The organism is Nocardiopsis dassonvillei subsp. dassonvillei DSM 43111, from assembly GCF_000092985.1.
GTDB lineage: Bacteria > Actinomycetota > Actinomycetes > Streptosporangiales > Streptosporangiaceae > Nocardiopsis > Nocardiopsis dassonvillei.
This window is the reverse complement of record NC_014211.1, coordinates 249,210-261,508: the sequence shown is the minus strand read 5'-3', so window position 1 is coordinate 261,508 and position 12,299 is coordinate 249,210. Positions and strand designations below refer to the sequence as shown.

Sequence of the window (12,299 nt, the reverse complement as noted above, 5' to 3'; positions counted from 1 at the left end):
GGACTGGTGCGCCTGCCCTGGCCCGGGGGTCGGGAGCCAACGACATCCGAAGGATTCCCCCGCCTCAGGCGGGTAAACACGTCCTCCGGGCCTCAGCGGGTTTCCCGGGACGGGAGATTAGCGCGTCCGGGGGACAGTTCGCACACGCACCCCCGGTTCCGGGACCTGCCGGATCCCCCTCAGCTTCGCACAGGGGACGGGACGAGCGGTGACGGACACGGCGGTGCGCGGGGAAAGGACTCCGGGCCCACCCCAGGTCAACGCGCCGTCGGAGGCGCCGCGGCCCGGGCCCGGGCCGCGGGGGCGGAGGACACGGCGGGCACCGGCCCGGGGCGCGGGGAAAGGAAGGCCGCGGGGGCGCCGCGGTCTCGGGCCGGAGCGCGGAGGAGCGCGGGCCGGAGGGGCGCGGGAGGACCGCCCGGAGGCGGTGAGGGGTTCCAGGACGCACGAAGGCGGCCGCCCCTCCCCGGAAGGAGGGACGGCCGCCGGAAGCAGGCCAGCGGGCGCTCAGCGGCCCGCGTGGGACTACTTGAGGGTGACGGAGGCGCCAGCGCCCTCGAGAGCGGCCTTGGCCTTCTCGGCCGTCTCCTTGTTGACGCCCTCCAGCAGCGGCTTGGGAGCGTTGTCGACCAGGTCCTTGGCCTCCTTGAGGCCCAGGCTCGTGAGGCCGCGGACCTCCTTGATGACCTGGATCTTCTTGTCGCCAGCGCCCTCGAGGATGACGTCGAACTCGTCCTTCTCCTCGGCCTCGGCGGCGGCGCCGCCACCCTGGCCGGGAGCGGCGACGGCCACGGCGGCCGGAGCGGCGGCGGTGACGTCGAACTTGTCCTCGAAGAGCTTCACGAAGTCGGCCAGCTCGAGAAGGGTCATCTCCTCGAACGCGGCAAGCAGGTCCTCGTTGCTGAGCTTCGCCATGGTGCGATCTCTCTTTCTCTGCGGACACGCGGTCCTGTCGGGCCCGCGTGCGAGTCAGTGTCCGAGCGCCCTCGGCGCCCGGCGGGTTTCAAAAGGTCAGGCGGCTTCCTGGGAGCGCTTGTCCGCCAGGGCCTGCGCGAGACGCACAGTCTTGGAGGGCAGCGCCTGGAAGACGGCGGCGGCCTGGCCCTGCTTGGCCTTGAGCGCACCCGCCAGCTTCGCGAGGATGACCTCGCGGGACTCCAGATCGGCCAGCTTGGTGATGTCGTCGGCGCTCATCGACTTGCCGTCGATGACACCGCCCTTGATCACCAGGGGCGAGTTCGCCTTCGCGAAGTCACGCAGACCCTTGGCGGCCTCGACCACGTCACCGTGGACGAAGGCGATGGCGGACGGGCCCTCGAGCAGGTCCTTGACCTGCTCGTCGACACCGGCCTCCGTGACCGCGATCTTGGTCAGCGTGTTCTTGACGATGCGAAAACGCGCGCTCTGGCCGAGGCTGCGACGCAGTTCAGTGATCTGCGCGACAGTGAGCCCCCGGTATTCGGTCAGCACGGCGCCGTTCGACTCACGGAACTCGCCCGTGAGTTCGGCGACCGCGGCTGCCTTGTCCGGCCTCGCCATGGGACTCCTTCCAACATTGAACGCTGGTTGACTCCAAGGGCCCGGGCGATCGGCGTCAGCACGAGAAAAAGCCCCGGGCGCGAGGCGCACGGGGCATGACCGCGTTCCGGTGGCCGCGCGGGGCGCGGCGTGGAACGGGAAGCTCTTGTACACCTGCGCGGGCGCCCATCGCGGATGGGCCCTTAGGTCACCCGTTCGGGTGACGACCAGCGGTCTTCGGCAAGAACCCATCGTACCGCACGCGCGGGAGCCCCCGTTCCGCACCGGAGGACCGGAACCGTGATCGCGCTCACTCCCCCGGCGGGCGCGGAACCGCCTGGGCGCGGCCGGCGTCGAATCGGTGGCCGCGCGGAGGAGCCGGCAGGGACCGGAATGTCCCTCCGACGTGGCAGCATGACGCTACCGGGCACCCCCGCTCCCAGTCGTGCCCGTGTCCCCCGCGCAAAAGAAGAAGGCGAACACCCCGTGAAGACCCGTATGCCGGTCCTGATCTCCGCCGGCACCCTCGCCCTGTCCCTCACCGCCTGCGGAGGAGGCCCCGCGGAGGAGGAGCCCGCCGAGGCGGCGGCCGAGTCGCCCGAGGAGGGCGGTGGCGGCAGCGTCCTGGACCTGGTCGCCGGTCTCGGCGCGAGCACCCAGGACATCGAGAACTACACCCTCGACATCTCGATGGTCATGCCCGACCCCGACATGGGCGACATCGACATGGACATGACCTACGAGGTCATGGAGGACCCGCAGGCGGCCAAGGTCACCATGGTCATGCCCTCGATGGGCGAGATGCTCCTGGAGCTGGCCGAGGTGGCCGGCTAGGACCTGGGCCTGACCGCCGAGGAGATCGGCACGTCCATCGTCATCATCCCGGCGGAGGGCGACGCCCTCGTCTCCAACCACAACGGTCTCCAGGAGGTCGACACCGCCTGGGTCCGCGGCGCCCAGGACACCGACCAGATCGCCCCGGAGGAGATGTTCGACATCAACGCGCTCCCCGACATCGTGGGGGCGTTCGCGGAGATCGAGCAGATCGAGGAGACGGGCGCCGAGGAGATCAGCGGCGTCTCGACCACCCTCATCGAGGGCACGATGACCGGCGAGGACGTCGAGGCCCTGAACCAGGAGCAGAAGGACGCCGTCAACGAGCTGCTGGGCGGCGTCAGCGGACCCGTCGACGTGTCCGTCTGGGTGGCCGACGACGGCTTCCCGATGCGCTTGGACTTCTCCGACGAGGAGGCCGACATCTCGATGGTCTTCTCCAACCTGGGTGAGACCTCCTTCGAGATGCCCGCCGATGACGAGATCACCGACAGGTAGGCGCTGGGACCCCCGGGGTTTGTCCGGCCGCAGTGCGGCGGCCGGACAAACCCCGGGGGAAGCGGAGCGGCCCCCGCCGTCCTCTCGGACTGCGGGGGCCGCTCTCGTCTGCGCTGGGCAGCCGCGAAGGCTAGACCTCGAGCGGGATGCTCGGGCCCATGGACGTGGAGACCACGGCCTTCTTGATGTAGCGGCCCTTGGCGGCGGACGGCTTGAGGCGGTTCACCTCGTCGATCGCGGCCTGGTAGTTCTCCAGGAGCTTCTGGTCGTCGAAGGAGGCCTTGCCGATGATGAAGTGCAGGTTCCCGTGGCGGTCCACGCGGAACTCGATCTTGCCGCCCTTGATGTCGGTGACGGCCTTGGCGACGTCGGGGGTGACGGTGCCGGTCTTCGGGTTCGGCATCAGGCCGCGCGGACCGAGCACGCGGCCGAGGCGGCCGACCTTGCCCATGAGGTCCGGGGTGGCCACGACGGCGTCGAAGTCGGTGAAGCCCTTCGAGACCTTCTCGATCATCTCGTCGTCGCCGATGATGTCGGCGCCAGCCGCGAGAGCCTGCTCGGCACGCTCACCGGTCGCGAAGACCAGGACCCGAGCGGTCTTGCCGGTGCCGTTCGGCAGGTTCACGGTGCCGCGGACCATCTGGTCGGCCTTGCGCGGGTCGACGCCCAGGCGCAGGGCGACCTCGACGGTCGCGTCGAACTTGACGGTGGAGGTCTCCTTGGCGAGCTTCACGGCCTCGGCGGGGCCGTAGAGCTTGTCACGGTCCACCTGCTGGCTGGCTTTGCGGTGGTTCTTGCTGCGCTTCACTCTGTTCTCCTGGGGAACGTGTGGTCACCGGGCCAGCGCCTGGCCCTGCCACGGTGGTTCTTGAACGTCGAGCGTCCCCGGTCGCTCCGGTCTCCGCGGACCGGTGCCACCGTGCGGGGACTACTTGACCTCGATGCCCATCGAGCGGGCGGTACCGGCGACGATCTTGGCGGCGGCCTCGATGTCCTCGGTGTTGAGGTCGGGCAGCTTGGTCTGCGCGATCTCGCGGACCTGCTCGGCGGTGATGGAACCGGCGGTGCTGCGGCCCGGGTCGGTCGCGGCCTTGTCCAGACCGGCGGCCTTCAGGATCAGCTTCGGCGCCGGAGGCGTCTTGGTGACGAAGCTGAAGGAACGGTCCTCGTAGATGGAGATCTCGACGGGGATGACGTTGCCGCGCTGGGACTCCGTGGCAGCGTTGTACTGCTTGCAGAAGTCCATGATGTTGACGCCGTGCGGACCGAGCGCGGTACCGACGGGCGGCGCCGGGGTGGCCTGGCCGGCGGGGAGCTGCACCTTGACGAGTGCGGCCAGTTTCTTCTTCGGAGGCATATCGGGTCCTTTGCCTGATCTGCGTTGTGTTCTGGTCCCGTTGCCTCCCTGACGGCACCGCGCGGCCGCGGGGGCCGGGGAACCGCTGCCGAAGGAGGCGGGGACCCCGCGCTCGACGGGCGCGGGGCGCCGGCCCGCCGGGACCGGGCGGACCGGGGCGCGCCCCGCCGGAGCGGGACACGCGAGTGGGTCCGCCACGGGGCGGACCCACCAAGTCTATGCCGATCACGGAGGTGCCCTGACAGGCACCTCACGACCGCGGGGCCCGAGCCCGGGCGGCGGGGGCGTGGAGTGCCCCGACAGCCGTTCCGCGATCGCGGGCCCGGGCGGCGGGGCCGGGGAGTGGACGGGCTAGATCTTGGCGACCTGGTTGAACGACAGCTCGACCGGGGTCTCGCGGCCGAAGATCGACACCAGCACCTTGAGCTTCTGGGTGTCGGGGTTGATCTCGCTGACCGTCGCGGGCAGGGTCGCGAACGGACCCTCCATGACGGTGACGGACTCGCCGACCTCGTAGGCCACGTCCATGCGGGCCTCTCCGACGCCGCCCGCGGTCCGGGCCTGCTGCGCCTGCTCCGGCTCCACCTCCGGCTCGGGGGCGAGGAGCTTGGCAACCTCGGTCAGGCTCAGCGGCGCGGGCTTGTTGGACAGGCCCACGAAGCCGGTGACGCCCGGGGTGTTGCGGATGGCCGACCAGGACTCGTCGGTCAGGTCCATGCGGACGAGCACGTAGCCGGGCAGGACCTTCTCGGTGACCTGCTGGCGCTTGCCGCTCTTGACCTCGGTGACCTCGTGCTCGGGCACCTCGACCTGGAAGATGTACTCCTCCATGTTGAGGGACTGGGTGCGGCTCTCGACGTTGGCCTTGACCCGCTTCTCGTAACCGGCGTAGGTGTGCACGACGTACCAGTCGCCGGGCAGCAGGACGAGCTCGTTCTTGAACTCCTCGACGGGGTCCAGGCGGGGGGCCTCCTCCTCGGCGGCCTCGCCCTGCTCCTCGTCCTCCTCCACGACGCCCTCGTGGTCGTCGGCGGCCTCGGACGGGTCGGCGTCACCGGTCAGCTCCGGGCTGTCGGTGTCGGCCGCGTCGGTCGCGTCCTCCGGCAGCTCGCCCGCCAGGCCGGTCTCTTCCGCCGACGACTGAACCGGCTCCTCTTCGGGGAAGTCGTCAGAGGTCAGTGGGGACTCGGACACGGCTGCTCTTTCTCTCGTCGGATTCGCTCTCGGGGCGACGCACACGAGGCAGCGCTGTACGTCGAACCCGGTTCTGCCAGCTTACGGTCTCTCCGGGCGGACCGGGACCAACGCGCGGACGAGGAGGCCGCGTCCCGGCTCCTGCCGGAGGACGCGGCGCGGAAGTGGTGGTCAGACGCCCTGCGGAGTGCCGAACGTGCCGTACAGCCAGGTGACCGCCTCGCCGAAGCCCCAGTCCACGAGGGAGACGTATCCCAGGACGACCAGCACGAAGACGAGGACCACGATGGTGTAGGTCACCAGCTCGCGGCGGGTAGGCCAGCGGACCTTGCGCAGCTCTCCGGCGACCTGCTTGGTGAACGTCACCGGACCGGTACGACGCTTGGGCTCCTTGTCGGGCTTGGCGTCGGCGTCAGTCTGAGTCACCTGGGGTCCTTAGGGTCGCGGGCTGCTACTTGTTCCCCGTAGTTTCGGTGCCCGTGCGGTGCGGCGCCCGCCGGGGCGCCGCACCGCACGCGCGAAGGTGCAGGGCAGGAGGGACTCGAACCCCCAACCGCCGGTTTTGGAGACCGGTGCTCTGCCAATTGAGCCACTGCCCTTAGCGGAAACTGCGATCCCACCATAGCCGGTTCCGGTGCGCTGCGCACACCGTGCGCCAGGTAACACCTGGGCCACGACCGGCCGACCCGAAAGAGTGTATGCGCTCGGGGCGCCGTGACCAAACCGTTCGTCCCTCCGAGGAGGGTGAACGACCCCTTCGTCCGGTTGCGCCCTCCTTCCCGCCCGCGCCCGGACCAGGGGCGCATGACAACATGGGACGCATGACTGATCGACCCCGTCTCTCTGCACGTATCAGCGCGATCTCCGAGTCCGCCACCCTGGCTGTGGACGCCAAGGCCAAGGCGATGAAGGCGGAGGGCCGTGCCGTCATCGGCTTCGGCGCGGGAGAGCCCGACTTCCCGACCCCCGACTACATCGTCGAGGCCGCCGTCGAGGCCGCCCGTGAGCCCCGGTTCCACCGCTACACGCCCGCCGGCGGCCTGCCCGAGCTCAAGAAGGCCATCGCCGAGAAGACCCTGCGCGACTCCGGCTACGAGGTCGACCCCGCCCAGGTCCTGGTGACCAACGGCGGCAAGCAGGCCATCTACGAGGCCTTCGCCGCCATGCTGGACCCGGGCGACGAGGTCATCGTCATCGCCCCGTACTGGACCACCTACCCCGAGTCGATCAAGCTCGCGGGCGGCGTCCCGGTCTTCGTCGTCACCGACGAGAGCACCGGCTACCTGGCCAGTGTGGAGCAGCTGGAGGCGGCGCGCAGCGAGCGCACCAAGGTCCTGGTGTTCGTCTCCCCGTCCAACCCGACCGGCGCCGTGTACCCGCGCGAGCAGGTCCGCGAGATCGGCCGCTGGGCGAACGAGCACGGCCTGTGGGTGCTGTCCGACGAGATCTACGAGCACCTGGTCTACGGGGACGCCGAGTTCTCCTCGCTGCCCGTCGAGGTGCCCGAGATCGCCGACCGCACCGTCATCGTCAACGGCGTGGCCAAGACCTACGCCATGACCGGCTGGCGCGTGGGGTGGATCATCGGCCCCAAGGACGTGGTCAAGGCCGCGGGCAACCTCCAGTCGCACGCCACCTCCAACGTCGCCAACGTCTCGCAGGCCGCCGCCCTGGCCGCGGTCTCCGGCGACCTGGACGCCGTGGCGACGATGCGCGAGGCCTTCGACCGCCGCCGCAAGACGATCGTGCGCATGCTCAACGAGATCGACGGCGTGGTCTGCCCCGAGCCGCAGGGCGCGTTCTACGCCTACCCCTCGGTCAAGGGCGTGCTGGGCAAGGAGATCCGGGGCAGGACGCCGCAGACCTCCACCGAGCTGGCCGAGCTCATCCTGGAGCAGGCCGAGGTCGCCGTGGTGCCCGGTGAGGCCTTCGGCACCCCCGGCTACCTGCGCCTGTCCTACGCGCTCAGCGACGAGGACCTCGCCGAGGGCGTGAGCCGCATCCAGAAGCTGCTGGCCGAGGCCAAGTAGGCCGCACGGCCGTCGGACGCGCCCCGGGGACGGGTTCCCCGGGGCGCGTCCGCGTGTACGGGGACCGGTCCCCGCGCGGCCGGGTGGGGCGTACTGGCACCGGAGGCGTCCCGCATACGGCAGGCTTACGTCATGGAGACACCGACCAGCGCCCGCCGGTTGGACCGGCTGCCCAAAGCACACCTGCACCTGCACTTCACCGGATCGATGCGCCATCCCACCCTGGTGGAGCTGGCCGCCGAGCACGGCATCCACCTCCCCCAGGCCCTGGTCGAGGAGTGGCCGCCCAGGCTCCGCGCCACGGACGAGCGCGGCTGGTTCCGCTTCCAGCGCCTGTACGACATCGCCCGGTCGGTGCTGCGCAGACCCGAGGACGTGTACCGGCTGCTGCGCGAGGCGGCCGAGGACGAGCGCGCGGCCGGGTCCGGCTGGCTGGAGATCCAGGTGGACCCGAGCGGTTACGCGTCGCTCTTCGACGGGCTCACCGCCACCCTGGAGCTGTTCCTGGACGCGGCCCGCGCCGCCGAGCGCGAGACCGGCGTGCACGTCGGCCTGATGGTGGCGGCCAACCGCACCAGGCACCCGCTGGACGCCAAGGTGCTGGCCCGCCTGGCCCGCCAGTATGCGGGCAGGGGCGTGGTGTCGTTCGGCCTGAACAACGACGAGCGGCGTGGCCGCGCCCTGGAGTTCGAGGGGGCGTTCCGGATCGCGCGGCGGGCCGGGCTGCTCTCCGCTCCGCACGGCGGCGAGCTCCAGGGACCCCGCAGCGTGCGCGAGTGCCTGGACGTGCTGGACGCCGACCGGATCGGGCACGGTGTGCGGGCCGTGGAGGACCCGCGGCTGGTGGAGCGGATCGCCGAACGCGGGGTGACCCTGGAGGTCTGCCCGACCTCCAACGTGGGCCTGGGGGTGTACGACGACCTGGGGCAGCTGCCGCTGCGCACGCTCTTCGACGCCGGGGTTCCGGTCGCTCTGGGCACCGACGACCCGCTGCTGTTCGGACCGCGCCTGGTGGAGCAGTACCGGATCGCCCGCGAGGTGCTCGGGTTCTCCGACCCGGAGCTGGCCGAGCTGGCGCGGATGTCGGTCCGCGGCTCGGGCGCGCCGGAGTCGCTGCGCAAGGAGCTGCTGGCCGGGGTGGACGCGTGGCTGGCCGCCGACCCGGAGCCCGTCGGGGACTGAGCCGCCCCGGCTCCGGCCGTCCGGGGCGCGGTCCCGGCCCCGCCGGAGCCGCCAGCCCCATCCGGCTCAGGGCTCAGGGCTCAGGGCTCAGGGCTCAGGGCTCAGGCGAGGAGCATCCAGGCTCCCTGGCCCAGCATGGCGACGCCCGCGACGAAGAACAGGGTGGCCGCGCCGATCTGGATGGCGCGCTCGGGCAGCTTCTTGCCGAGCACGGCGCCCAGCGCGATGGCGATGGCGTCAGCCGCGACCATGCCCACGGTGGAGCCGATCCACACGGGCAGCCAGTGGTGCTGGGTGCCGACGGTGATCGTGGCGAGCATGGTCTTGTCGCCGAGTTCGGCGACGAGGAAGACGACGAAGACGGTCGCGAACGCGGAGCGGATGCGCCGGGAGGCCGCGCGGGCCTCGTCCTTGTCGCTCATCTCGTCGCCGCGCAGGGTCCACGCGCCGAAGAACAGGAACGCGACACCGGCGGCGAGGGTGAGCCAGTCGGTGGGGAGCGCGGCGCCCAGGACCTCGGCCAGCAGGACGCTGCCCGCGTGCACGACGGCGGTGGCGGCGGTGATGCCGAGGATGACCGTGAGGGCCCGGTAGCGGGTGGCCAGGGACATGGCCACGAGTTGGGTCTTGTCGCCCATTTCGGCGATGAAGATGGCGAAGGCGCTGAATGCCAGCCCGGCGGCGAACCCCGTCATGTTTCCCCTTCCGTCCGATGCTGTCTGGGCAGAAGGAGGCGGACACCACTTCAACCCGGTCTTTTCCGGGTCAAAGGTCTCGTCCGCTCCTGGCTCGGCGCGTCTGGCCTGGCCGGGCTCGTACGACCGGGCCGCGGGGCGGCCAGTGTGTCGATCGCACGCATTGGGGACTACTCCCCTTCGACGCCTCCGACTTTATGGCAGAACAGAAGGGGAATGCAATTCATGGCTTTACTGAATTGATTTATCAGCCTGCCCTGAAAAACAAGTTTGCCGCGCCCAACTTCGAAATTGGGCGCGGCTGGGGCCGGGGCGCGGGGCACCGGTTCAGAGGGAGACGCCGACCATCACCGGCTCGTTGACCAGGCGGACCCCGAAGGCCTCCTCCACTCCCGCCCGCACCTCGCGGGCCAGCTCCAGCAGGTCCTTCGTGGTGGCGCCGCCGGGGTTGGTCAGGGCCAGGCTGTGCTTGCCGGAGATGCGCGCGGGGCCGTCGCCGTACCCCTTGGTGAACCCGGCGCGGTCGATCAGCCAGGCCGCGGAGAGCTTGACGTTCCCCCGTGCGTCGGGGTGGCCGGGCACCTGTACGTCGGCGCCCAGGCGGGCGGCCGCCCGTTCGCGCACGGCCGCGAACTCCTCGGCGGTGACCACCGGGTTGGTGAAGAACGACCCGGCGCTGCGGGTGTCGGGGTCGGCGGGGTCCAGGACCATGCCCTTGCCCCTGCGCAGCCCCAGGACGGTCTCGCGCGCCCGCTCCAGCGGCACCCGGGTGCCCGCCTCGGCCCCCAAGGTGCGGGCCACCTCGGCGTAGGCGACCGGACGGCTGAGCTTGGAGCGGCGCAGCGCGAAGACCACCTCGCACACCACGTGGCGGTCGTCGCCCTTGAAGACGCTGTCGCGGTAGCTGAAGCCGCACTCGGCGTTGGTCATCCGGCGCCGCTCGCCGGTGCGCCGGTCGTGGACGAGCACCTCGCGGATGGTCTGGCTGACGTCCTGGCCGTAGGCGCCCACGTTCTGGATGGGCGTGGAGCCGACCCGGCCGGGGATGCCCGACAGGAACTCCAGCCCGCTGAGGCCCTCGGCCACGACGCGCTCCACCAGCGGGTCCCACTCCACGCCCGCGTCGGCGCGCAGCAGCACGACCGGTTCGCCCTCGTCGTCGGTGCCCGCCTCCTCGAAGGAGACGCCCTTGGAGTCCACGAGGACCACCGTTCCGGGGAACCCGTCGTCGGAGACCACGAGGTTGCTGCCGCCGCCCAGGACGAGGACGGGCTCGCCGGCGGCGTCGGCCCGGGTCACGGCGGCGACCAGTTCGTCGGTGGTGCCCGCGACCAGGAAGGTCCGCGCCGGGCCGCCCAGACGCAGGGTGGTGTACTCGGAGAGTGCGGTCACGTCTACCTCGCCAGGCGCACGGTGGCCTTGGACTGCACCAGGACCTTGGCGCCGCCCGACCGCGCGGTCAGCAGCACCGTGACGGTGCCGTCGTCGTTCTTGGTCTTGACCTTGCCGCCGACGGTGATCTCGGCGCCCTCGTCGTCGTCGGGGACCACCACGGGCGCGGAGAAGCGCACCGAGTAGTCGACGACGCAGCCGGGGTCGCCCGCCCAGTCGGTGATCACCCGCGCGGCCTCGGCCATGGTGAACATGCCGTGCGCGATGACGTCGGGCAGTCCGACCGACTTGGCGAAGCGCTCGTTCCAGTGGATCGGGTTGAAGTCGCCCGAGGCGCCCGCGTAGCGGACCAGGTCCAGGCGGCGGACCGGGAAGGTGCGCTCGGGCAGCTCGGTGCCGACCTCGACGTCGGCGTGGCGCAGCCTGCTCATGCCTCTCCTCCTCGCGCGACCAGCATCATCGTGGCGGTGACCACGTGCTCGCCGTCGGCGTCGTGTGCCGCGGTCTCCAGGGTGATCAGCTCGTTGCCGCCCAGGGCCCGGATGGCCGTGATGCGGGTGACGCTGCTGAGGACGTCCCCGGCGTGCAGCGGACGGCTGTAGCGGAAGCTCTGGTCGCCGTGCACGACCCGGGAGAAGTCCAGGCCGAGGTCGGGGTCGGCGATGGCCTGGGCCGAGCCCGCCATCCCCAGGATGACCGGGAAGGTGGGCGGGGCGACCACGTCGGGGTGTCCGGCCGCCCGGGCCGAGGCCTGGTCGGTGTAGACCGGGTTGGGGTCGTTGACCGCCTCGGCGAACTCCCGGATCTTGCCCCGGGTGACCTCGTAGGCCTCCGGCGCGGGGTACTCCCGGCCGAGGTAGTCAGGGTTGATCGCCACGCTCTCTCCTGCTCCTGTCGTGAAGGGGCCCGGACACGCGAACAGCCCGGTGAGCGGATCGCTCACCGGGCTGGAAGCCTTCGAGAACTGCCTCTGCGACGTCGCGGCGGAGACGATCGCGCTCGACAGGGGCGCTCGCGCGGGACCTAACGGGTCTCGCGGTGCTCGTTGTGCTTGCGGCAGTTCGGGCAGAACTTCTTGATCGCGAGACGGTCGGGGGTGTTCCGACGGTTCTTGCGGGTGATGTAGTTCCGGTGATTGCACTCCTGGCAGGCCAGGGTGATCTTCGGCCTCACGTCGGTGGCAGCCACTTCGGAGTGCCTTTCTCGCTGGAAACAGTAGTAAACGCCCGCGACGACCCCTGAGATGTGGGCTCAGGGGTCAGCGGGTTGGTAGCGGGGGCCGGACTTGAACCGACGACACAGCGATTATGAGCCGCTTGCTCTACCGACTGAGCTACCCCGCCCCGATCAACGGGACCACAACCCTACCAGGGCTGTGACCCGGTGCAGGCCGGCGGATGCTCCCTCCGGCCACCCACCTGAGTGGACCGTACCCCGTCAAGTGGTGGAGCCCCTTTACGGAATCGAACCGTAGACCTTCTCCTTACCATGGAGACGCTCTGCCGACTGAGCTAAAGGGGCGCGCTGGTGGGGCTTTCTCTCGTCCGCCCCGGGGGTGTTGCCCCCTTGCGCTGGTCATGACTATACAGGGATCCGGGG

Annotated in this window: 16 protein-coding genes and 3 tRNA genes; 4 read left to right on the top strand and 15 right to left on the bottom strand. The window is 70.7% G+C overall.

The window, feature by feature from the left end; all coding sequences use genetic code 11:
- Positions 1-525: 525 nt before the first annotated feature.
- Positions 526-915 (bottom strand): 50S ribosomal protein L7/L12, encoded by a 390-nt coding sequence (gene rplL, locus NDAS_RS25300; protein ID WP_013156103.1) that lies wholly within the window; start codon positions 913-915, stop codon positions 526-528.
- Positions 916-1,011: 96 nt separating this feature from the next.
- Positions 1,012-1,539, bottom strand: coding sequence for a 50S ribosomal protein L10 (rplJ, locus tag NDAS_RS25295; RefSeq protein WP_013156102.1), 528 nt, complete (start codon positions 1,537-1,539; stop codon positions 1,012-1,014).
- Between the two features lie 465 nt (positions 1,540-2,004).
- Here rplJ and NDAS_RS29425 point away from each other — a divergent pair, with 465 nt between their 5' ends.
- Complete coding sequence (locus tag NDAS_RS29425; RefSeq protein WP_013156101.1) at positions 2,005-2,352, top strand: hypothetical protein; 348 nt, start codon at positions 2,005-2,007, stop codon at positions 2,350-2,352.
- On the opposite strand, the gene NDAS_RS29420 is transcribed toward NDAS_RS29425, so the two are convergent.
- Entirely contained in the window at positions 2,349-2,516 is a 168-nt protein-coding gene (locus NDAS_RS29420; RefSeq protein ID WP_232051627.1) for a hypothetical protein, read from the bottom strand. The genes NDAS_RS29425 and NDAS_RS29420 overlap by 4 nt on opposite strands.
- Between NDAS_RS29420 and NDAS_RS29415 the strand changes: the two genes are divergently transcribed.
- Positions 2,506-2,850, top strand: coding sequence for a LolA-like protein (locus NDAS_RS29415; protein ID WP_013156100.1), 345 nt, complete (start codon positions 2,506-2,508; stop codon positions 2,848-2,850). The two genes, NDAS_RS29420 and NDAS_RS29415, sit on opposite strands and share 11 nt — an antisense overlap.
- A gap of 130 nt (positions 2,851-2,980) precedes the next feature.
- Here the strand turns inward: NDAS_RS29415 and rplA are convergent, their stop codons facing one another.
- The 5 genes from rplA to NDAS_RS25265 all read right to left on the bottom strand — a co-directional run bounded on the left by rplA (position 2,981) and on the right by NDAS_RS25265 (position 6,000).
- Positions 2,981-3,658: a 50S ribosomal protein L1 gene (gene rplA, locus NDAS_RS25285; RefSeq protein WP_013156099.1), complete on the bottom strand. Its 678-nt coding sequence runs from the start codon at positions 3,656-3,658 to the stop codon at positions 2,981-2,983.
- Positions 3,659-3,778: 120 nt separating this feature from the next.
- Positions 3,779-4,207 (bottom strand): 50S ribosomal protein L11, encoded by a 429-nt coding sequence (gene rplK / locus NDAS_RS25280; RefSeq protein ID WP_013156098.1) that lies wholly within the window; start codon positions 4,205-4,207, stop codon positions 3,779-3,781.
- 351 nt (positions 4,208-4,558) lie between these two features.
- On the bottom strand, positions 4,559-5,401 hold the full coding sequence (nusG, locus tag NDAS_RS25275; protein WP_013156097.1) for a transcription termination/antitermination protein NusG: 843 nt from the start codon (positions 5,399-5,401) through the stop codon (positions 4,559-4,561).
- Between the two features lie 171 nt (positions 5,402-5,572).
- Positions 5,573-5,827: a preprotein translocase subunit SecE gene (gene secE, locus NDAS_RS25270; RefSeq protein ID WP_013156096.1), complete on the bottom strand. Its 255-nt coding sequence runs from the start codon at positions 5,825-5,827 to the stop codon at positions 5,573-5,575.
- 100 nt (positions 5,828-5,927) lie between these two features.
- Positions 5,928-6,000, bottom strand: a tRNA-Trp gene (locus NDAS_RS25265).
- A gap of 222 nt (positions 6,001-6,222) precedes the next feature.
- Here NDAS_RS25265 and NDAS_RS25260 point away from each other — a divergent pair.
- Together NDAS_RS25260 and NDAS_RS25255 are read left to right on the top strand one after the other, a co-directional pair.
- Complete coding sequence (locus NDAS_RS25260; RefSeq protein ID WP_174547194.1) at positions 6,223-7,431, top strand: pyridoxal phosphate-dependent aminotransferase; 1,209 nt, start codon at positions 6,223-6,225, stop codon at positions 7,429-7,431.
- 132 nt (positions 7,432-7,563) lie between these two features.
- Positions 7,564-8,613 (top strand): adenosine deaminase, encoded by a 1,050-nt coding sequence (locus NDAS_RS25255; protein WP_013156094.1) that lies wholly within the window; start codon positions 7,564-7,566, stop codon positions 8,611-8,613.
- A gap of 101 nt (positions 8,614-8,714) precedes the next feature.
- On the opposite strand, the gene NDAS_RS25250 is transcribed toward NDAS_RS25255, so the two are convergent.
- The 7 genes from NDAS_RS25250 to NDAS_RS25220 form a co-directional block, all read right to left on the bottom strand.
- Positions 8,715-9,308, bottom strand: coding sequence for a TMEM165/GDT1 family protein (locus NDAS_RS25250; RefSeq protein ID WP_013156093.1), 594 nt, complete (start codon positions 9,306-9,308; stop codon positions 8,715-8,717).
- A gap of 327 nt (positions 9,309-9,635) precedes the next feature.
- Positions 9,636-10,700, bottom strand: a complete 1,065-nt coding sequence (locus NDAS_RS25245) for a UDP-N-acetylmuramate dehydrogenase (RefSeq protein ID WP_013156092.1) — start codon at positions 10,698-10,700, stop codon at positions 9,636-9,638.
- A 2-nt stretch (positions 10,701-10,702) separates the two neighbouring features.
- On the bottom strand, positions 10,703-11,131 hold the full coding sequence (locus tag NDAS_RS25240; protein ID WP_013156091.1) for a MaoC family dehydratase: 429 nt from the start codon (positions 11,129-11,131) through the stop codon (positions 10,703-10,705).
- Entirely contained in the window at positions 11,128-11,577 is a 450-nt protein-coding gene (locus NDAS_RS25235; protein WP_013156090.1) for a MaoC family dehydratase N-terminal domain-containing protein, read from the bottom strand. Before NDAS_RS25235 ends, NDAS_RS25240 begins: the two co-directional genes overlap by 4 nt.
- 146 nt (positions 11,578-11,723) lie before the next feature.
- Positions 11,724-11,888, bottom strand: coding sequence for a 50S ribosomal protein L33 (gene rpmG / locus NDAS_RS25230; RefSeq protein WP_013156089.1), 165 nt, complete (start codon positions 11,886-11,888; stop codon positions 11,724-11,726).
- Positions 11,889-11,967: 79 nt separating this feature from the next.
- Positions 11,968-12,043 (bottom strand) — tRNA-Met (locus NDAS_RS25225).
- 102 nt (positions 12,044-12,145) lie between these two features.
- A tRNA-Thr gene (locus tag NDAS_RS25220) sits at positions 12,146-12,221 on the bottom strand.
- Positions 12,222-12,299 lie beyond the last annotated feature (78 nt).

What these genes read in the sequence shown, in the direction of transcription:
- NDAS_RS25255 (WP_013156094.1), top strand. Translation starts at nt 7,564, where the DNA reads ATGGAGACACCGACCAGCGCCCGCCGGTTGGACCGGCTGCCCAAAGCA.
- rplJ (WP_013156102.1), bottom strand. Translation starts at nt 1,539, where the DNA reads ATGGCGAGGCCGGACAAGGCAGCCGCGGTCGCCGAACTCACGGGCGAG.
- NDAS_RS25240 (WP_013156091.1), bottom strand. Translation starts at nt 11,131, where the DNA reads ATGAGCAGGCTGCGCCACGCCGACGTCGAGGTCGGCACCGAGCTGCCC.
- rplK (WP_013156098.1), bottom strand. Translation starts at nt 4,207, where the DNA reads ATGCCTCCGAAGAAGAAACTGGCCGCACTCGTCAAGGTGCAGCTCCCC.
- NDAS_RS29415 (WP_013156100.1), top strand. Translation starts at nt 2,506, where the DNA reads ATGTTCGACATCAACGCGCTCCCCGACATCGTGGGGGCGTTCGCGGAG.
- rplL (WP_013156103.1), bottom strand. Translation starts at nt 915, where the DNA reads ATGGCGAAGCTCAGCAACGAGGACCTGCTTGCCGCGTTCGAGGAGATG.
- NDAS_RS29420 (WP_232051627.1), bottom strand. Translation starts at nt 2,516, where the DNA reads ATGTCGAACATCTCCTCCGGGGCGATCTGGTCGGTGTCCTGGGCGCCG.
- NDAS_RS25250 (WP_013156093.1), bottom strand. Translation starts at nt 9,308, where the DNA reads ATGACGGGGTTCGCCGCCGGGCTGGCATTCAGCGCCTTCGCCATCTTC.
- NDAS_RS25260 (WP_174547194.1), top strand. Translation starts at nt 6,223, where the DNA reads ATGACTGATCGACCCCGTCTCTCTGCACGTATCAGCGCGATCTCCGAG.